The sequence below is a fragment of the Xanthomonas sp. NCPPB 2866 genome (genome assembly GCF_041475745.2).
GTDB classification, from domain to species: domain Bacteria; phylum Pseudomonadota; class Gammaproteobacteria; order Xanthomonadales; family Xanthomonadaceae; genus Xanthomonas; species Xanthomonas arboricola.
The window spans coordinates 4,302,091-4,320,737 of record NZ_CM192975.1; the positions used below are offsets into that span (position 1 = coordinate 4,302,091).

Sequence of the window (18,647 nt, forward strand, 5' to 3'; positions counted from 1 at the left end):
GCACTGGCGTTGGCGTGCGCGACGGGGGTCGCTGCTGGCACGCCGATCGGCCGGCGCGTGGAACGCGGCGATGGATCAGCACGGCATTGTCGCGTCTGAGCCGCGCCCGGGTAAAGCGACCACAGGCGGATGCTCCATCCCGCCACTCGGCCAATGCGATGGATGCAGCTGTAACGAATGTGCCGGCTGAGAGAATTACGCAGAAAAAAGGGCGCGATCGTGTGATCGCGCCCCGATGGCCTGCTTAATGAGCGTTGGGGCAGCGCGATGGACGCGCGTGTCCGACATGCTTGGGATCAGTGCGCTACCCAGGTTGCGAGCACGCATCCCTATCTGCAGACTGCCTGCTCGCGTGGCTGCTTACTTGACCGTGATGGTCTGCGGAGTGCCCGCCGGCTTGCCATCCACCATGACCTGCGCGGTGTAGCTGCCAGCCGGCCAGCCATCGGGCTTGCTGAAGCTGAGGTTGGTGGTTTCCGGGCCAGTCGTGGTCAAGGTGGCATTCTGCTCGCCGGCCACCTGGCCATCCTGATAAGTGAGCTTGGCTGCGACCGCCACATTGCTCGCGCTGCCATCGGTTTTCACCGAGACGATGATGGTGTCTTTGCTGCCGATGTTGGCCGACGGGGTCACCGACTTGTCGGCGGTCGCCGTCGTGCCGACCACTACGCTTGACACCGTGACTGCCGAACCCATTGCGGCTGCGGTATCAGTGCTGGCAGCGCCGGTCGCGGTGCTCTGGTCGGCCTGATCGCTCGCCGGCGGTGTTGCGGCCGGGCCTGGCATCGCCTCGGTGGCAGCCCCGGAGGTCGGATCCTTGGACACGCTGTCGTCGTCGGCCTTCTTGCTGCAGCCCGACAGGGCGAGAACGCCGGCAAGGGCAATGGCGAGGGTGCTAGAAACGGATGTAGTACGCATGGATCGATCTCCGGATATCAGAATAAAAGTGGGTTTCGAAAGGTGCCAGGGGTGCGGTGCGCCTATGACTTCGGCGGCAACTGCAGGACCTGACCTGGAAAGATCTTGTCCGGATCCTTGAGCGTTTCGCGGTTGGCCTCGAAAATCCGCGGCCACAGGTTGCCGTCGCCGTAATGACGCTTGGCGATGCTGGACAGACTGTCGCCCGCCTGCACGGTGACCGATTCGCCGACCAGCTGCGCAGTGCTCTGCACGCTGGTACGCACGTTGGAGAAATCCGCCGCTGGCGCGACGTCTGCGGTGCTGTCGACCGAGGACGTCACGTTGGAAAAATCTGCTTTCTTGTCGACATTCATTGCCGCAATCCCTTTGCATCACGATGACTGCAGGGTGCGCGGCGCGCTGTTAAGCGTGGATCGCGCCACCGTGAAGCTGGCGCGAGCCTTGAATGGGCGCGATTACTGGCGCAGGTCGCGGAAGATCGATAGCGGCGTCGGCACGCTGGGCGAGCTGCGCAAGGGGTTGATGTCCAGCCCGCCACGGCGGGTATAGCGCGCTTCCACCACCAACCACTCGGGCGCACAACGGAGCAGCACGTCATGGAAGATACGCTCTACGCATTGCTCGTGAAACTCGGCGTGGTCGCGGAAACTCACCAGATAGCGCAGCAGGCCTTCGCGGTCGATCGGGGCGCCGCGGTAGCGCAACGTGACGCTGGCCCAATCCGGTTGACCGGTGACCGGGCAATTGGACTTGAGCAGGGCCGAGGTCAGCACTTCTTCCACCACTGGTTGTGCATGCGCCGCCAGATATGCGGCATTGGGCGGGCCGTAATCGTCGATGCTGACATCCAGTGCGTCGATCGACTCGCCCTCACCCACCGCATCGATCGGCGGCAGACCGAATTCCACCACCACATCGGCACCGGCGCGCGTGGACAGGTCGGAGGCGATGCGCATACGCACCGCTTCGGCGCTATTGAAGCGGGTGGCATTGAGCGAATTGAGATACAGCTTGAGCGACTTGGATTCGATCAACGACGGCGACTCGCTGGGCACGTGCAAGGTGGCGGTGGCCACGCACGGCTTGCCCTGCGCATCGAGCCAGCTGAGTTCGTAGGCATGCCAGCGGTCGCGGCCGATGAAGGGCAAGGCCCCCGTCAGGCCGATCGCCTCGCGCCCGGCCGCGCGCGGAATCGGGAACAACAGCGACGGATCGTAGCCATTGGGATAGGCGACCTCACGACCGAGGGTGGAATCTTCTGGGGTATTCATCGCGCCATTTTAGGCCGAGCGGGCTGGCCGTGAGGTGTATAGCGGACGCTGGAGCACGCTGGCAACAAAGGCAGCGGGCCGTCAAGCGACCCGCCGCCCCACACGATCACCAACGCTCAGCGGGAACCGCGCAACTGCACACGATTCCCGATTCCCGATTCCCGATTTAGCCAGCCTCCCCCTGATGCAGGTAATCCAATGACACCTGCAACAGCGCGCGCAGGCCCACATCCAGCGACGATTCGTCGAGCAGGAACTGCGGCGAATGGTTGCTGGGCGCGGTGGCCGGGTCGATGCCCTTGGCGGTGGAGCCGACGAAGAAGAACATCGACGGCACCTGCTGGGCGTAGAAGGAGAAATCTTCCGCGCCCATCTGCAGCGGCGGTTCGTAGACATTGTCGGCGCCGACCACGGCCTGCAGGCTGGGCAGCATCCTGGCGGTCAGCGCCGGGTCGTTGACCGTGGCCGGGTTGCCGGGCTGGTCCGGCACCTGCGCCTCGACCTTGGCCCCGTGGGCGGCAGCGGTGTGCTCGGCCACCGTCTTGAGGTCGGCGAAGATCTGCTGGCGCATGGCTTCGTCGAAGGTGCGGATGGTGCCGACCATTTCCACGTCGTCGGGGATGATGTTGTAGCGGATGCCGCCCTTGATCGCGCCGAAGCTCAACACCGCCGGTTGTTTGGACAGGTTGGCGCGGCGGCTGATCACGGTCTGCGCGGCACCGATCATGTCGGCGCTGGCCACGATCGGGTCGATGCCGTTCCACGGCGCCGAGCCATGCGTCTGGCGGCCGATCATCTTGATCGCAAACCGGTCCGAGGCGGCCATCAGCGGGCCGCTGCGCACCGCAATCTTGCCGGCCTGCACGCTGGAGAACACATGCAGGCCGAACACCGCCTGTGGCTTGAAGTCGGCGAACAGGCCTTCCTTGAGCATCAGCGAGGCGCCGCCCTCCTCGTTGCCGGGCGCGCCCTCTTCGGAGGGCTGGAAGATCAGCATCACTTCGCCAGGCAGCTGCTCGCGCATGCCGACCAGCGCTTCGGCCACTCCGAGCAGGATCGCGGTGTGGGCGTCGTGGCCGCAGGCGTGCATCACCCCGACCTGCTCGCCGCGGTACTCGGCGGTGACCTTGGAGGCATACGGCAGGCCGGTCTGCTCCTTGACCGGCAAGGCATCCATGTCCGCGCGCAAGGCGATCTTCGGACCCGGCTTGCCGCCCTTGATGATGGCCACCACGCCGTGATGGGCGATGCCGGTACGCGGCTTGAGGCCGAGCTTGCGCAGCTGCGCGGCCACGGTGGCGGCGGTGCGCTCCTCGCGGTTGGACAGCTCCGGGTGCTGGTGGAAGTCGCGGCGCCACTGCACCAGCTTGCTCTGCAACGGCGCGGCGGCGGCCTGGACGTCGGGCCGGGGCGCGGCCTGGGCGGCGGCCAGGGTGGGCAGGGCGAGCAGCAACGCGCTGGTCAGCAGGCGGGAGTGGCGCATCAGCAATCCTCTAAAGATGGTCGCTTAATGTAGTGCAGGTGCACGCTCGGTGGGCTGCAGTGGGGCTCGATTCAGTCCTGCGGTCAACCACATCGGCCCTGACGCGTTGCCGCTGCATTGCATCTGTGAACGCTGCAGTCGTTTCGTCCGGCGGGCCGTTACTTCAGTAACGCTCAATTGCCTGATCGCAACGATATGCTTCGCACAGCCGCCCCACGGTCGCACCAGCGCCCGGCCCGCCCTCAGGAGTTGTCGCATGTCGCGTTTTTGGAAGATCACACTGCTGGTCGTAGCGGTGCTCGTCGTGGTGTTCGTCGCAATGCGGATGTTCGGTGGGGGCAACCACGGCAAGCGGGCGGACGCGCCGGACGGCAATGGCACCGAGAACAGCGGCCCGGTACCGGTCACGGTCGTGGCCGCCACCACCCAGGATGTGCCGGTCTACGCCAGCGCGCTGGGCACGGTGACCGCGCTCAATACCGTCACGGTCAGCCCGCAGGTCGGCGGCCAGCTGATGAGCCTGAATTTCAAGGAGGGCCAGGAAGTGAAGAAGGGCGAGCTGCTGGCGCAGATCGACCCGCGCACCCTGCAGGCCAGCTACGACCAGGCACTGGCGGCCAAGCGCCAGAACCAGGCGCTGCTGGCGACCTCGCGGGTGAACTACCAGCGCTCCAACGACCCGGCCTACAAGCAGTACGTCTCGCGCACAGACCTGGATACTCAGCGTAACCAGGTGGCGCAGTACGAGGCGGCGGTATCGGCCAACGATGCACAGATGCGCTCGGCGCAGGTGCAGTTGCAGTTCACCCGCGTGACCGCGCCGATCGACGGCATCGCCGGCATCCGCGGCGTGGACGTGGGCAATATCGTCAGCGCCAGTTCCACCATCGTCACCCTGACCCAGATCCGCCCGATCTACGTGTCCTTCAACCTGCCCGAGCGCGAGTTGCAGGCGGTGCGCAGCGGCCAGGCGGCCGCCCCGCTGGACGTGGCAGCGCTGGACCGCGGCGATGCGCACGTGATCAGCGGCGACGGCAAGCTGGAGGTGATCGACAACCGCATCGCCGCCGACAGCGGCACCTTCGGTGCGCGTGCGATCTTCGCCAACACCGACAATGCCTTGTGGCCGGGCCAGTTCGTCAACGTGCGCCTGCAGCTGCGCACCATCTCCGGCGGCACCGTGGTGCCGACCCAGGCCGTGCAGCGCGGCCCGGACGGCGATTACGTCTACGTGGTCGGCAACGACAACACCGCGCAGATGCGCACCGTGGTGCAGGGCGTGGAAGTGGACGACAGCCATGTGCAGGTCACCAAGGGGCTCAAGCCAGGCGAGCGTGTGGTGACCGAAGGCCAGTTCCGGCTCAAGCCGGGCAGCAAGGTCAGCGCGCTCAAGCCGGGCGAAACCCCGCCGGAGCCGACCGAGGCCGAACTCAAGGCCGCGCAGGACAAGAGCCGTGGCGGCGCCGGTGGCCGACGCAGCGGCGGCGGTCCGCGCTAACTCGCGAGCACCGGCGACGGGCCTTCCGTCGCCGGTGTGCATCGGCGCTGCGCGCGCCGGCATCGATTGACGTCTTCAGCAAGGACACCCCCCGTGGGCTTTTCGACCATCTTCATCCGCCGTCCCATCGCCACCTCGTTGTTGATGGCGGGCATCCTGCTGCTGGGCATCCTGGGCTACCGGCAATTGCCGGTCTCGGCGCTGCCGGAGATCGACGCGCCCAGCCTGGTGGTCACCACCCAGTATCCCGGCGCCAACGCGACCACCATGGCCTCGCTGGTGACCACGCCGCTGGAGCGCCAGTTCGGGCAGATCTCCGGGCTGCAGATGATGACCTCCGATTCGTCGGCAGGCCTGTCCACGATCATCCTGCAGTTCTCGATGGACCGCGACATCGACATCGCCGCGCAGGATGTGCAGGCGGCGATCCGTCAGGCCACCCTGCCCTCGTCGCTGCCGTATCAACCGGTCTACAACCGGGTCAATCCGGCTGACGCGGCGATCCTGACCCTCAAGCTCACCTCCGACTCGCTGCCGCTGCGCGAGGTCAACCGCTATGCCGATGCGATCCTGGCCCAGCGCCTGTCGCAGGTGCCGGGCGTGGGCCTGGTGTCGATCGCCGGCAATGTGCGGCCTGCGGTGCGCATCCAGGTCAACCCGGCGCAGCTGTCGAACATGGGCCTGACCATGGAATCGCTGCGCAGCGCGCTGACCCAGACCAACGTCAGCGCGCCCAAGGGCTCGCTCAACGGCAAGACCCAGTCCTACAGCATCGGCACCAACGACCAGCTCACCGACGCGGCGCAGTACCGCGAGACCATCATCAGCTACAGCAACGGCCGCCCGGTGCGGCTGGCCGATGTGGCCAACGTGGTCGACGGGGTGGAGAACGACCAGCTCGCCGCCTGGGCCGACGGCAAGCCGGCGGTGCTGCTGGAAATCCGCCGCCAGCCCGGCGCCAACATCGTGCAGACGGTGGAGCAGATCCGCAGCATCCTGCCGCAGCTGCAGGCGGTGCTGCCGGCCGACGTGCACCTGGAGGTGTTCTCCGACCGCACCGAAACCATCCGCGCCTCGGTGCACGAGGTGAAGTTCACCCTGGTGCTGACCATCGCGCTGGTGGTGGCGGTGATCTTCGTGTTCCTGCGCCGGTTGTGGGCCACCATCATTCCCTCGGTGGCGGTGCCGCTGTCGCTGGCCGGCACCTTCGGGGTGATGGCATTTGCCGGCATGTCGCTGGACAACCTGTCGCTGATGGCGCTGGTGGTGGCGACCGGGTTCGTGGTCGACGATGCGATCGTGATGATCGAAAACATCGTGCGCTACATCGAACAGGGCAAGAGCGGGCCGGAAGCGGCCGAGATCGGCGCCAAGCAGATCGGCTTCACCGTGCTGTCGCTGACCGTGTCGCTGGTGGCGGTGTTCCTGCCGCTGCTGCTGATGCCGGGCGTGACCGGGCGCCTGTTCCATGAGTTTGCGTGGGTGCTGTCGATTGCGGTGGTGATCTCGATGCTGGTGTCGCTGACGCTGACGCCGATGATGTGCGCCTACCTGCTCAAGCCCGACGCCCTGCCCGAAGGCGAGGACGCGCACGAACGCGCCGCGGCCGCCGGCAAGACCAACCTGTGGACGCGCACCGTGGGCGCCTACGAGCGCAGCCTGGACTGGGTGCTGGCGCACCAGCCGCTGACCCTGGCGGTGGCGATCGGCGCGGTGGCGCTGACCGTGGTGCTGTACATGGCGATCCCCAAGGGCCTGCTGCCCGAGCAGGACACCGGCCTGATCACCGGCGTGGTGCAGGCCGACCAGAACGTGGCGTTCCCGCAGATGGAGCAGCGCACCCAGGCGGTGGCCGCGGCGCTGCAAAAGGACCCCGCCGTGACCGGCGTGGCCGCCTTCATCGGCGCCGGCACCATGAACCCGACCATCAACCAGGGCCAGCTGTCGATCGTGCTGAAGACGCGCGGCGACCGCGAGGGCCTGGACGAGGTGCTGCCGCGCCTGCAAAAGGCGGTGGCCGGCATTCCCGGCGTGGCGCTGTTCCTCAAGCCGGTGCAGGACGTCACCCTGGACACCCGCGTGGCCGCCACCGAGTACCAGTATTCGATGTCGGATGTGGACAGCAGCGAGCTGGCCACCTGGGCCGGGCGCATGACCGAGGCGATGCGCAAGCTGCCCGAGCTGGCCGACGTGGACAACAACCTGGCCAACCAGGGCCGGGCGCTGGAGCTGAGCATCGATCGCGACAAGGCCAGCATGCTCGGCGTGCCGATGCAGACCATCGACGACACGCTGTACGACGCCTTCGGTCAACGCCAGATCTCCACCATCTTCACCGAGCTCAATCAGTACCGGGTGGTGCTGGAAGTGGCGCCGGAGTTCCGTAGCAGCACCGCCTTGATGAACCAGCTGGCGGTGGCCAGCAACGGCAGCGGCGCGCTGACCGGCACCAATGCCACCAGCTTCGGCCAGCTGACCTCGTCCAACTCCTCCACCGCCACCGGCGTGGGCGCGCAGAACACCGGCATCGTGGTCGGCGCCGGCAGCATCATTCCGCTGGCCGCACTGGCCGAGGCCAAGGTCACCAACACGCCGTTGGTGGTCAGCCACCAGCAACAGCTGCCGGCGGTCACGATCTCGTTCAATCTGGCGCCCGGCCATTCGCTGTCGCAGGCGGTGGAGGCGATCGAGCAGGCGCGCCAGGATTTGAAGATCCCCACCCAGGTGCATGCGGCGTTCGTCGGCAAGGCGGCCGAATTCACCGGCAGCCAGACCGATATCGTATGGCTGCTGCTGGCCTCGATCGTGGTGATCTACATCGTGCTGGGCGTGCTCTACGAGAGCTACATCCACCCGCTGACGATCATCTCCACGCTGCCGCCGGCCGGCGTCGGCGCGCTGCTGGCGCTGATGATGTGCGGGTTGAGCCTGTCGGTGGACGGCATCGTCGGCATCGTGTTGCTGATCGGCATCGTCAAGAAGAACGCGATCATGATGATCGACTTCGCCATCGACGCCCGCCGCGACGGCGCCAACGCGCACGAAGCGATCCGCCGCGCCTGCCTGCTGCGTTTCCGCCCGATCATGATGACCACCGCCGCCGCGATGCTGGGCGCGTTGCCGCTGGCGCTGGGCACCGGCATCGGCTCGGAACTGCGGCGTCCGCTCGGCATCGCCATCGTCGGCGGCCTGCTGCTGTCGCAGCTGGTGACGCTGTACACCACGCCGGTGATCTACCTGTACATGGAACGTGCCGGCGAGCGGCTACGCGATTGGCGCGCACGGCGTGCCGCCCGCCGCGACGGCGTGCCCCCGGCCTCCACTTCGGAGCGCCCGGCATGATGACCGGCGCAGCGATGGCTGATCGGATTACCGGACCGCGGCTTCGCCTGCGCGCAGGCGCGCTCGGGCGTGGCGCTGCCCCCGCTTGCCGAATCCCTAATCCCGATTCCCAAATCCCGGCACCACAGCCATGAACATCTCCGCGCCCTTCATCAAGCGCCCGATCGGCACCGCGCTGCTGGCGATCGGTTTGTTCGTGATCGGATTGATGTGCTACCTGCGGCTGGGCGTGGCGGCGTTGCCGAACATCCAGATTCCGGTGATCTTCGTGCACGCCACGCAGTCCGGCGCCGATGCCAGCACCATGGCCTCCACCGTCACCGCACCGCTGGAACGCCACCTGGGCCAGCTGCCCGGCATCGACCGCATGCGCTCCTCCAGTTCGGAGAGCAGCAGCCTGGTGGTGCTGGTGTTCCAGAGCAATCGCAACATCGATTCGGCCGCGCAGGATGTGCAGACGGCGATCAACTCCTCGCAATCGGACCTGCCGTCCGGGCTCGGCACGCCGATCTATTCGAAAGCCAATCCGAACGACGACCCGGTCATCGCCATCGCACTGACCTCGGACACGCAATCGGCCGATGAGCTCTACAACGTTGCCGACTCGCTGCTGGCGCAACGGCTGCGCCAGATCACCGGCATCAGTTCGGTCGATATCGCCGGCGCCTCCACGCCGGCGGTCCGCGTGGATGTGGATCTGCGCGCGCTCAACGCGCTGGGCCTGACCCCGGACGATCTGCGCAATGCGGTGCGCGCGGCCAACGTCACCTCGCCGACCGGATTCCTGTCCGACGGCAACACCACCATGGCGATCGTGGCCAACGATTCGGTATCCAAGGCCGCCGATTTCGCCCAGCTGGCGATCTCCACCCAGTCCAATGGCCGCATAGTGCGGCTGGGCGACGTGGCCACCGTCTACGACGGCCAACAGGATGCCTATCAAGCGGCCTGGTTCGACGGCAAACCGGCGGTGGTGATGTACGCCTTCACCCGCGCCGGCGCCAACATCGTCGAAACCGTGGACCAGGTGAAGGCGCAGATTCCCGAGCTACGCGCCTACCTGCAGCCCGGCACCAAGCTGACGCCCTACTTCGACCGCACCCCGACCATCCGCGCCTCGCTGCACGAGGTGCAGGCCACGCTGCTGATCAGCCTGGCGATGGTGGTCCTGACCATGGCGCTGTTCCTGCGCCGCCTGGCGCCGACGCTGATCGCGGCGGTCACCGTGCCGCTGTCGCTGGCCGGCTCGGCGCTGGTGATGTACATGCTGGGCTTCACCTTGAACAACCTCAGCCTGCTGGCGCTGGTGATCGCCATTGGCTTTGTGGTCGACGATGCGATCGTGGTGATCGAAAACATCATGCGTCATCTGGACGAAGGCATGCCGCGTCTGGATGCCGCACTGGCCGGTGCGCGCGAGATCGGCTTCACCATCGTGTCGATCACTGCCTCGCTGGTGGCGGTGTTCATTCCGATGCTGTTTGCCAGCGGCATGATCGGCGCGTTCTTCCGCGAGTTCACCGTGACCCTGGTGGCGGCGATCGTGGTGTCGATGCTGGTGTCGCTGACCTTGACGCCGGCGCTGTGCAGCCGCTTTCTGTCCGCACATACCGAGCCGGAAAAACCCAGCCGTTTCGGCGCCTGGCTGGACCGCATGCACGAGCGCATGCTCGCGGTGTACACGGTGGCGCTGGATTTCTCGCTGCGGCACGCCTTGCTGCTGTCGCTGACGCCGCTGCTGTTGATCGCCGCCACCGTCTTTCTCGGCGGCGCAGTCAAGAAGGGCTCGTTCCCGGCACAGGACACCGGCCTGATCTGGGGCCGCGCCAATTCCAGCGCCACGGTGTCGTTTGCCGACATGGTCAGCCGCCAGCGCCGCATCACCGACATGCTGATGGCCGACCCGGCGGTGAAGACCGTCGGCGCGCGGCTGGGCTCCGGCCGGCAGGGTTCCAGCGCCTCGTTCAATATCGAATTGAAGAAGCGCGACGAAGGCCGCCGCGACACCACCGCGCAGGTAGTCGCACGCCTGAGCGCCAAGGCCGACCGCTACCCGGATCTGGATCTGCGCCTGCGCGCGATCCAGGACCTGCCCAGCGACGGCGGTGGCGGCACCAGCCAGGGTGCGCAGTACCGCGTTTCGCTGCAGGGCAACGACCTGGCGCAGCTGCAGGAATGGCTGCCCAAGCTGCAGGCGGCGTTGAAGAAGAATCCGCGCCTGCGCGATGTCGGCACCGACGTGGATACATCGGGTCTACGCCAGAACATCGTGATCGACCGCGCCAAGGCCGCGCGCCTGGGCATTTCGGTCGGTGCCATCGATGGCGCGCTGTATGGCGCCTTCGGCCAGCGCTCCATTTCCACCATCTATTCGGATCTCAACCAGTACAGCGTGGTGGTCAATGCACTGCCCTCGCAAACGGCAACGCCCAAGGCGCTGGACCAGGTCTTCGTGCCCAACCGCGCCGGCCTGATGGTGCCGATCACCTCCGTCGCCACCCAGGTGCCCGGGCTGGCGCCGCCGCAGATCGTCCACGAAAACCAGTACACCACGATGGATCTGAGCTACAACCTCGCACCGGGCGTGAGCACCGGCGAGGCGGACCTGATCATCAAGTCCACCGTGGAAGGCTTGCGCATGCCAGACGGCATCCGCCTCAGCGGCGACGACAGCTTCAACGTGCAACTCAGCCCCAACTCGATGGGCGTGTTGCTGCTGGCCGCGGTGCTCACCGTCTACATCGTGCTGGGCATGCTCTACGAGAGCCTGATCCATCCGGTGACCATCCTGTCCACGCTGCCGGCCGCCGGCGTCGGCGCACTGCTGGCGTTGTTCCTCACCAACACCGAGTTGTCGGTGATCTCGATGATCGCGCTGGTGCTGCTGATCGGCATCGTCAAGAAGAACGCGATCATGATGATCGACTTCGCGCTGGTGGCGCAGCGCGTGCACGGCATGGATGCGCGCGCGGCCGCACGCGAGGCCTCGATCGTGCGCTTCCGCCCGATCATGATGACCACGATGGTGGCGATCCTGGCCGCGGTGCCGCTGGCGGTCGGCCTGGGCGAGGGCTCCGAACTGCGTCGCCCGCTGGGCATCGCGATGATCGGCGGGCTGATCTTCTCGCAGAGCCTGACCCTGCTCAGCACCCCGGCGCTGTACGTGATTTTCTCCTGCCTGAGCGAACGCTGGAAGGCGCGTCGCGCACGTGCGCGTGCACGCCGGGCAGAGCGCGCGGCGGCACGGCGCCCGGCGGCGTCGGCGCACTGAGGCGAAGCAGCACACGCGCCGGTCTGCACGGACCGACGCGTGCCGGCCGGCATCGCGGTTGGCCATCATCTCTCACCGTCGCTTGCCAATTGCTGGCAGGACGCCGGGGCATCGCTGCTGGCAGCGTATTCAAATGCGGCACAGTGATGCGAGCTGCAAATGCACGCTCGACTCACGCGGCTTTTGGCCAGAGCCCACGTGTTTGACCGCATCCAGACGACACTGCGACCGGAAGTTCGGCTGCCTTGACGTGTTGGACGGCAGGGATGGATCAGTTGTCGCGCGGCGGGGCTGCGGCCTGGTTGCAGGGCCCTTGCCCGCCTACCATCGCAGGACACGCCGCAAGTACGTCCGTGTAGGCGCTTACGCGGCATCCATGCCGCGTAAGGTCCCGCGATGATAGGCGGGCAATGACCTGTCGAGATGGTCGGTGTGCAAGATGCAAACCGTGCGTTACATGCGTTGTTCGGGCGACGGCGCGCCCTGACCGCTACACCAGCAACGCCTGCAGCGACGCACGCTCCAGCTGCGCGTACAACGCGCACTCATCCTGCACCTGCGCACCCAGCGCCTGTTCGAAACTGCGCTTGCTCGAATGGGCGGCATAGGCGCGTTGTTCGGCGCCACCGAGATTGGACTGGAAGATACCGGCCGCACTCACCGGCAGAAAATCTTCATAGATGATCGGATCGGCACTGAGCAGACCGAGCGCAATCGCGGTTTCTGCCGGCATTGCCGCCACCTGCGCGGGGTCGGCACGTCCGGCCTCGGTCAGCGCATAGCGGAAATAGCCCAGACCTTCCTGACGCAGCACGGCTTCGTCGTCGGGAAACGCCACGAACGCGGTCTGCAGCCGCGTGGCGTAATCGGTACCGGTGCTGCCCGCGCCATCGCTGTCGCGTGCCTGCGCCAGCAGCGCGTCGTACAGCGCGCGGCCCTTGGGCGTCAGCGCGAGCCCGCGTTGTTCGATCTCGCCGAAGCGCGCGGTGTGCGTGCCGTGCTCGGCCTGCCCGCTGTCGCCGACAAAGCGCACCGGCTCCTCCAGTGCCTTGAAACTGGTCTGGCGCAGCAGGATCGGCACCCGCCGACGCGGCGGCCCTTCGATCACCGCCTTGGCGTCGATGCCGGCGCGCTGCATCTGCGCCTGCGCCGCATCGATATCCAGCGTGCGTGGCGTCAGGTGGTTGATATGCGGCCCGTGGAAGCTCACCACGTCGGCGATCAGCTTGTGCGCCTCGCTCAGCGCGCGGTAGGTCGGCAGCGACACCGTGGCATCGCCATGCCAACGGAAGGTTTCCAGCGCTTCGTCCACGAACTGCTGCGCCTGCGCCGCCTCCAGCCCGCCGTGGCGCTCGTGCTGCTCGATCAGCTCCAGCGCGGCGGCGGTGAAGATCTGCCGCTGCTCCAGGATCTGCGCCGCCTGCGTCCGCAGCGCGGCGTCTTCGATCAACTCCAGCCGCAGCAACGAGGTGAACACGCGAAACGGATTGACCGATAGCGCCGCCTCGTCGATCGGGCGGAACGCAGTGGAATGCACCGGCACACCGGCCACCGACAAATCGTAATAGCCCACCGGATGCATGCCCATCACCGCAAACAGCCGCCGCAACGTGGCCAGTTCCTGCGCCGTGCCGACCCGGATGGCACCGTGCCGTTCCAGATCCAGCCGCGCGCGTTCGTCGTTGCGTTGCAGGCGCGCGGCCAGGGCGGGATCGGCGCTCAGGGTGTCGGCGTTGACCTGCGCCACCAGCGTCATCAGGTCGCCGTACAACGGCACCTCGGCGCGATACATGTCCGACATCGCCTGCGCGAACAGGCTGCGGATGTGATCGGGGGAGACAAACACGGTATCGCGCATGGGCTGGTCTTGGCAGGGCCGGCCAACGCCGGCGTTGCGGCATTCTCGCCGACCGCGCCCTGCGGCGGCCAGCTGCACGGCAGCATGCCGGCGCCTGTGTTGGCGCGCAGACAGGCGCGCAGCCGATCGGTCACCTCACGTCTTGCCGCTGCGCAGGTTCCCACCAGGCGTGAAACGCATCGAGTGGCGGCTGGCGATCCGTGGCGAGCAGTCGTCCGCTGGATGCGGATGGTGGGCACGCTCGGAACCGAAGCGCACGGCGTGGTCCATGTCGGTCCTACTGCCGGCTGCGCCTGTGTGGCCGGGAGCGCAGTCACCTGGCTGGTCGCTCCGGGGATGGCCAACAAGCGTGAGAGGCCGCCAGCCTCGCCCAGGCTCAGGCCGACCCGGCGCGCATCGAACGGCCGGCACAGCTCAGGTGCCACTACTGCAGCGAGTTGACGCCGAATAGCACGCTGCCGCGCCGGTAGCCGACACCACCTTGAGCCGGCAGCCACCGGATGTGCGTGGACGGCGCGCAGGAACCGCAGCGCACGAGTGCTACACGCCGGTTCCTAGCACCGCCACACCGGCCTGGCGGCTACGCCGTCGGTTTGCCAGCCGTTCTAAAGCCCGGCCTGCGCCGCTGCCTCGGCCGCCTCGCTGGCCTGGCGCGCGGCTTCCAGCCGTTGCGCGTGATCGCCGAGCTGGCGGCGCAGCAACGCGTCCAGCGTGATCGGACGTTCCCAGCGGTCGTAACTGGCGACGATGGCGTGCCGCAACGCGCGCATATGCACGGTCTCCGGCGTGACCGACAGCCGCGCGATCACGCCCTCCCAGCCGTCATGATGGTCGCGGCTGTAGGCGCGCACGGTGTCGCGGCAGGACAACTGCAGCGTCTGCGCCCAGAAACAGGCGAAATAGATGTCGCCGGCGTGCCAGCCATGCACCTGCAACAATGCCTGCACATAGCCGCGCGGGGTGCCGGTGTAGCGCGCAACTTCGCCGATGAAGCTGTCCGGGTAGCGCTGCGCGTAGCTGCCCATGTCGGCCAGATGCTGGTCCACCCAGGCATCGCCGGTGCCCGGCGTCACTGCCGGCGCAGCAGCCGGTGCCGCAGTGGCAGGCGCAGGCGACGTCTGCGCAACTGCCAGCATCGGCAGCAGCAGCGCACTCAGCAGCGGCAGGGATCGCAACGGCGAGGTAAGCAATGAAGGCATGCGCCGATGATGCCGCATGCCCGCGTCGCTGTCAGGCCGAGCGCTTGCGTACACGCAAGTTGCATCTGCAGACTCAGGTCGCGGCGCTGGCCGCGACGGAAGTCAGCTTAGCGCGTGCTGCCGGGCCACTGCATCCAGCGCATGCACTGCCGCCGGCCAGCCGGCGGCGTCGGGCACTTCGCGCATGCGCGGCTCGTCGGCAGCCACGCCGTGCTCCTGCTCGTGCGCCCAGGTCACCGCGTACGGGGTGTAGATCCCCCAGCCGCCGATGGCCAGCACCGGCTCCACGTCCGAGCGCAAGGAATTGCCGATCATCACAAAGCGCTGCGCCGGCAGGTCGAACTCGCCCAGCACGCGCGCATAGGTCTGGGGATCCTTCTCGGACACCACCTCCACGCGCGGAAACAGATCGGCCAGACCGGATTGCTCGATCTTCTGCTCCTGATGGAACAGGTCACCCTTGGTGATCAGCACCACCGCATAGTCGGCGGCAATTGCGCTGACCGCCTCACGCACGCCGGCAATCACCTCCACCGGGTGCTGCAGCGTGGCGCGGCCGATCTCGACGATGCGCTGGATGTCGCGTGCGGCGATGCGCGCCTGCGTCAGTTCGATCGCCGTCTCGATCATCGACAGCGTCATGCCCTTGGCGCCGTAGCCAAATACCTTGAGATTGCGCCGCTCCACCGCCAGCAGGTGCTGCTGCATGCGGCTGTCGCCCAGATCCAGGTAATCGGCCAGGATCGCTTCGAAATCCGCTTCGGCAGTGCGGTAATAGTCCTCGCTTTTCCAGAGGGTATCGTCGCCGTCGAAGCCGACCAGTTGGATCGCCTGGCCGTCGCGCTGTGCAGAAGAGGTCATCGCGCCAGTTTAGCAGCGCACTGGAGCGCTGCCGCGGTCAATCCCCCGTGGCGTCGCCTGGACCGGGCTGGTAGCTGGCGAATTCGTCGCGCGACAGGCGCCCATCACCATTGCTGTCGAAGCCGGCAAAATTCTCGCGCAGGACGGGGTCGGCGCCGGCTTCGTCTACGGTCAATGAGCCGTCGGCGTCGCTGTCCAGGCTGCGGAAGGTCCGTGGCGCCAACGTGCCGGCCTGCGGCGCCAGTGCGGCCTCCGCACCGCCTTTGGCAGCCGATGGCGCTGCAGCGTCGGCCGGCAGCAAGGGCGTTGTGGCAGGCGGTGGTGGGTCGATCGGCAACGGCGCCATTGCCGGTGTTGCCGGCCCTGTGGTGGAGGTCGCACGCGACGGGTTGGCTGGCGGCAACTCCGGCGGCGCCGCGAGCGCCCACAGTGGACTCGACAGGCCGACCAGCATGGCGATACGCAGCAGCATGAGAGTGTGTCGAAGGAACGAGCGGGCAATCTAGCGCGGTGCACGTAAAGAAAACGGGAGCGACCCTGGCAGATCGCTCCCGCGTGTCCATCCTGTTACGTGGTCATGCTGCTACTTGCCGATCACGGGCATCCACGAAGCGATGCCACGGATCAAACGACAACAACTGCTCAAATGACTGCAATTGCGAAAGCTGCCTCCTGATGTCGAAAAAACACGTCAGCAAACGAACTCACTACCTTGCGACCTACTACCTCAGTTGCCTTGCGACCCACTTCCCGCTGCGCCGCCCTGCTGCTTGGCGACAAACGCCTTGTATTCGTCCGGGGTCAGCTTGCCGTTCTTGTCGGAATCGGCGTCATTGAAGATCTGCGCGAGCCCGGCATTGACCTGGGCCTCCTGTGTGCTGATGGCGCCGTCGCTATCGGTGTCGACGCTCGCCCAGGTCTGCCCGCCGCCGGACTGCGCAGGCTGTGCCGCGCTCGTGGCAGAGCTTCCCGACTGGGCCGACGTCGCGGCGGCATCCTGCTGCGTACTCTGCGCCATCGCCGGCAGCGCCAGGGCGGCGGCAAGAGCGGCGGTGGCGGCGAGCAGCGAGGTGCGGTTGCGATTCTTCATTGGGTGGTCTCCTTGGCTTGGGAATGCGCGGTGTCGCCGCACATGGCCCCACCTTACCCAGCCCGAATGAACGCAAAACCCGCCGCAATTTCCCGCAAAACATCCTCTTAACCACGCGTCGGACGTTTGCGCCTAGCCATCTGTTAGACATCGGTGAGCCAAACAGAAGCAGCTCATTCAATGCATCGAAATATGCGAACCGTGCCCCATTTCATAACGTAAATTTACGCATTCGGTGCCTCGTCATCCCAGCTTCCGGAGCTGAACAGTTTCCAACCCAGCACCACACCGGCGATCGCCCCGGCCACTTCCAGGATCACTCGCGATCCCAATTCGTTGGGATCGTGAATCTTGGCCAATGCCAGGCGCGCGTACAGCGGCGACTCCAGCCGCACGATGCTGGTGTAGACGAGATTCCAGATGTCGTAGCCGCCGCCGATGGCGACCGCGAGCAGACAGGCAATACCCAGCGTGTGCCCGTGGGTGAATTGCAGACGCCGGCCGATATGCTCGACCCCGGCGAAGACCAGCACACCCAGCACCAACGCGATCAGGCCAGCCTCCAGCGAACCGAGCAGACCGAAGTGCAGAGGCAGATTCATCGTGACGATCCAGGCAGCAGGCGCATCAGTCTAGCGGTTGCGGGTGATGGATCCCGGCCCAAGCAGCAAGCGCGAGCGCTTACGCGAACGCGGACCGGCCGGGCGCTACGAGTGCCCGATGCTGCGGCACGCCGCGCTCACGCATCGTCCTGCCCGCGCGCACTCACCTGCGCCTCGCCTTCCTCATCCCACTGCACGCTGACCGAGATCGGCTTGCAGCACACCTGGCAATCTTCGATGTAGTGCTGGTCGCCGCCGGTCAGATCCAGCGTCAGGGTGATCCACTCCCCGCAATACGGGCAGGCGATATCGATAAAACGTTCCGGGTCGGACATGGCAATTCCTTGCAGCAATTTGGGGTGATGCACAACATGGACAGGCCGGTGGCCGAGTCACCGCCTGCGGCGCGGTTGCTCAGTTGACCGGCACATCGAACGCGGTATCCGGCATCGGCTCGGGGCGGAAGGTGAAATGCCACCACTCCATCGGATAGTTGGCAAATCCCTCCGCCGCCATGGCACGCAACAGCTGCTGGCGGTGGGCACGCTGGGCGGGGCTGATGTCGCGCGCATCGGTATGCGCACGCGCATCGAAGAAATCGAAGTCGGTGCCCATCGCCACCGGCTGGCATGGGCCCTGCCGGCAATCGAGCAGGCCCAGGTCCAGCGTTGCGCCACGGCTATGCCCCGAAGTCTCGGCAATGTAGTCGCCCAACAGCGCGCGCTTGTCCACACGGGGGTAGTACTGCGCCTTGGTCGACTGATCCTGCAGATCCGCAGCCCAGGCCACGAACGCCTGCACCGCCCGCACCGGCCGGTAGCAGTCGAACACCTGCAGTCGATATCCCTGGGACTTGAGCGACCGCGCCACCCGTGCCAGCGCCTCCGCCGCCGGACGCAGCAAATAGCACGTGGGCGCCTCATACCCCGGCACCACACGCCCGGTGAAGTTGTTGCTGCCCGCATAACGCATGTCCACCGCGATCTCGGGCGCAAGGCCCTGCACATTGACCAGACCGGCTTGTGCGGCGGTTGTTGCCGAAGAGACATGCACCTCGGCAGCTGCGGCAACCAACGGCACCACCGCGATCGACAGCAGTGCCTGACAGACCGCTCCCCGAACCCGCCGACGCAATGTCCGCACCGACCTGATTTGCCTCATCGTTTTTTCCCTTGTAATCAATGGGGACATTGCACATCAGGCATCACGCCCGAATCGGTCGCCAGGATGGCGCTGGCGAACGCGACCACG

General features: G+C 66.6%; 15 protein-coding genes and 1 pseudogene. 3 read left to right on the top strand and 13 right to left on the bottom strand.

Annotated features, from left to right (window positions below; translation table 11 throughout):
* Positions 1–360: 360 nt before the first annotated feature.
* The 4 genes from ACCQ04_RS18255 to ACCQ04_RS18270 form a co-directional block, all read right to left on the bottom strand.
* Positions 361–918: a hypothetical protein gene (locus ACCQ04_RS18255; protein ID WP_226427546.1), complete on the bottom strand. Its 558-nt coding sequence runs from the start codon at positions 916–918 to the stop codon at positions 361–363.
* A 62-nt stretch (positions 919–980) separates the two neighbouring features.
* Positions 981–1,274 (bottom strand): LysM peptidoglycan-binding domain-containing protein, encoded by a 294-nt coding sequence (locus ACCQ04_RS18260; protein ID WP_102580498.1) that lies wholly within the window; start codon positions 1,272–1,274, stop codon positions 981–983.
* Between the two features lie 102 nt (positions 1,275–1,376).
* A complete protein-coding gene (gene queF / locus ACCQ04_RS18265; protein ID WP_046344726.1) occupies positions 1,377–2,192 on the bottom strand; it encodes an NADPH-dependent 7-cyano-7-deazaguanine reductase QueF in 816 nt (271 codons plus the stop codon).
* Positions 2,193–2,358: 166 nt separating this feature from the next.
* Positions 2,359–3,675 carry a M20 family metallopeptidase gene (locus ACCQ04_RS18270; RefSeq protein WP_046344728.1) on the bottom strand — a complete coding sequence of 439 codons (1,317 nt, stop codon included), beginning with the start codon at positions 3,673–3,675 and terminating at the stop codon, positions 2,359–2,361.
* Positions 3,676–3,931: 256 nt separating this feature from the next.
* Between ACCQ04_RS18270 and ACCQ04_RS18275 the strand changes: the two genes are divergently transcribed.
* The 3 genes from ACCQ04_RS18275 (at position 3,932) to ACCQ04_RS18285 (ending at position 11,786) form a co-directional block, all read left to right on the top strand.
* Positions 3,932–5,173: an efflux RND transporter periplasmic adaptor subunit gene (locus ACCQ04_RS18275; RefSeq protein WP_024938874.1), complete on the top strand. Its 1,242-nt coding sequence runs from the start codon at positions 3,932–3,934 to the stop codon at positions 5,171–5,173.
* Positions 5,174–5,266: 93 nt separating this feature from the next.
* Positions 5,267–8,515 carry an efflux RND transporter permease subunit gene (locus tag ACCQ04_RS18280; RefSeq protein WP_054591071.1) on the top strand — a complete coding sequence of 1,083 codons (3,249 nt, stop codon included), beginning with the start codon at positions 5,267–5,269 and terminating at the stop codon, positions 8,513–8,515.
* Positions 8,516–8,645: 130 nt separating this feature from the next.
* Complete coding sequence (locus tag ACCQ04_RS18285) at positions 8,646–11,786, top strand: efflux RND transporter permease subunit (protein WP_065048602.1); 3,141 nt, start codon at positions 8,646–8,648, stop codon at positions 11,784–11,786.
* A gap of 490 nt (positions 11,787–12,276) precedes the next feature.
* On the opposite strand, the gene hglS is transcribed toward ACCQ04_RS18285, so the two are convergent.
* From hglS to ACCQ04_RS18330, 9 genes and pseudogenes are all read right to left on the bottom strand, one after another.
* On the bottom strand, positions 12,277–13,644 hold the full coding sequence (gene hglS / locus ACCQ04_RS18290; RefSeq protein ID WP_065032981.1) for a 2-oxoadipate dioxygenase/decarboxylase HglS: 1,368 nt from the start codon (positions 13,642–13,644) through the stop codon (positions 12,277–12,279).
* Between the two features lie 326 nt (positions 13,645–13,970).
* Positions 13,971–14,125: pseudogene (locus ACCQ04_RS18295) on the bottom strand (beta-ketoacyl-[acyl-carrier-protein] synthase II); the annotation flags it as partial.
* Positions 14,126–14,249: 124 nt separating this feature from the next.
* Positions 14,250–14,861, bottom strand: coding sequence for a hypothetical protein (locus tag ACCQ04_RS18300; RefSeq protein ID WP_226427547.1), 612 nt, complete (start codon positions 14,859–14,861; stop codon positions 14,250–14,252).
* An 84-nt stretch (positions 14,862–14,945) separates the two neighbouring features.
* A complete protein-coding gene (locus ACCQ04_RS18305; protein WP_046344739.1) occupies positions 14,946–15,704 on the bottom strand; it encodes an HAD family hydrolase in 759 nt (252 codons plus the stop codon).
* A gap of 37 nt (positions 15,705–15,741) precedes the next feature.
* On the bottom strand, positions 15,742–16,176 hold the full coding sequence (locus tag ACCQ04_RS18310; RefSeq protein WP_372358592.1) for an EF-hand domain-containing protein: 435 nt from the start codon (positions 16,174–16,176) through the stop codon (positions 15,742–15,744).
* Positions 16,177–16,431: 255 nt separating this feature from the next.
* On the bottom strand, positions 16,432–16,794 hold the full coding sequence (locus tag ACCQ04_RS18315) for an EF-hand domain-containing protein (RefSeq protein ID WP_024938867.1): 363 nt from the start codon (positions 16,792–16,794) through the stop codon (positions 16,432–16,434).
* A 224-nt stretch (positions 16,795–17,018) separates the two neighbouring features.
* Positions 17,019–17,396, bottom strand: a complete 378-nt coding sequence (locus tag ACCQ04_RS18320) for a hypothetical protein (protein ID WP_054591068.1) — start codon at positions 17,394–17,396, stop codon at positions 17,019–17,021.
* 137 nt (positions 17,397–17,533) lie between these two features.
* Positions 17,534–17,731 (bottom strand): CPXCG motif-containing cysteine-rich protein, encoded by a 198-nt coding sequence (locus tag ACCQ04_RS18325; protein ID WP_016903162.1) that lies wholly within the window; start codon positions 17,729–17,731, stop codon positions 17,534–17,536.
* A 79-nt stretch (positions 17,732–17,810) separates the two neighbouring features.
* Positions 17,811–18,557, bottom strand: a complete 747-nt coding sequence (locus tag ACCQ04_RS18330; RefSeq protein ID WP_225874111.1) for a M15 family metallopeptidase — start codon at positions 18,555–18,557, stop codon at positions 17,811–17,813.
* Positions 18,558–18,647: the final 90 nt, after the last annotated feature.

Coding starts and splice junctions, on each gene's coding strand:
- ACCQ04_RS18255 (WP_226427546.1), bottom strand. CDS start 918: ATGCGTACTACATCCGTTTCTAGCACCCTCGCCATTGCCCTTGCCGGC.
- ACCQ04_RS18260 (WP_102580498.1), bottom strand. CDS start 1,274: ATGAATGTCGACAAGAAAGCAGATTTTTCCAACGTGACGTCCTCGGTC.
- queF (WP_046344726.1), bottom strand. CDS start 2,192: ATGAATACCCCAGAAGATTCCACCCTCGGTCGTGAGGTCGCCTATCCC.
- ACCQ04_RS18270 (WP_046344728.1), bottom strand. CDS start 3,675: ATGCGCCACTCCCGCCTGCTGACCAGCGCGTTGCTGCTCGCCCTGCCC.
- ACCQ04_RS18275 (WP_024938874.1), top strand. CDS start 3,932: ATGTCGCGTTTTTGGAAGATCACACTGCTGGTCGTAGCGGTGCTCGTC.
- ACCQ04_RS18285 (WP_065048602.1), top strand. CDS start 8,646: ATGAACATCTCCGCGCCCTTCATCAAGCGCCCGATCGGCACCGCGCTG.
- hglS (WP_065032981.1), bottom strand. CDS start 13,644: ATGCGCGATACCGTGTTTGTCTCCCCCGATCACATCCGCAGCCTGTTC.
- ACCQ04_RS18300 (WP_226427547.1), bottom strand. CDS start 14,861: ATGCGGCATCATCGGCGCATGCCTTCATTGCTTACCTCGCCGTTGCGA.
- ACCQ04_RS18305 (WP_046344739.1), bottom strand. CDS start 15,704: ATGACCTCTTCTGCACAGCGCGACGGCCAGGCGATCCAACTGGTCGGC.
- ACCQ04_RS18310 (WP_372358592.1), bottom strand. CDS start 16,176: ATGCTGCTGCGTATCGCCATGCTGGTCGGCCTGTCGAGTCCACTGTGG.
- ACCQ04_RS18315 (WP_024938867.1), bottom strand. CDS start 16,794: ATGAAGAATCGCAACCGCACCTCGCTGCTCGCCGCCACCGCCGCTCTT.
- ACCQ04_RS18320 (WP_054591068.1), bottom strand. CDS start 17,396: ATGAATCTGCCTCTGCACTTCGGTCTGCTCGGTTCGCTGGAGGCTGGC.
- ACCQ04_RS18325 (WP_016903162.1), bottom strand. CDS start 17,731: ATGTCCGACCCGGAACGTTTTATCGATATCGCCTGCCCGTATTGCGGG.
- ACCQ04_RS18330 (WP_225874111.1), bottom strand. CDS start 18,557: ATGAGGCAAATCAGGTCGGTGCGGACATTGCGTCGGCGGGTTCGGGGA.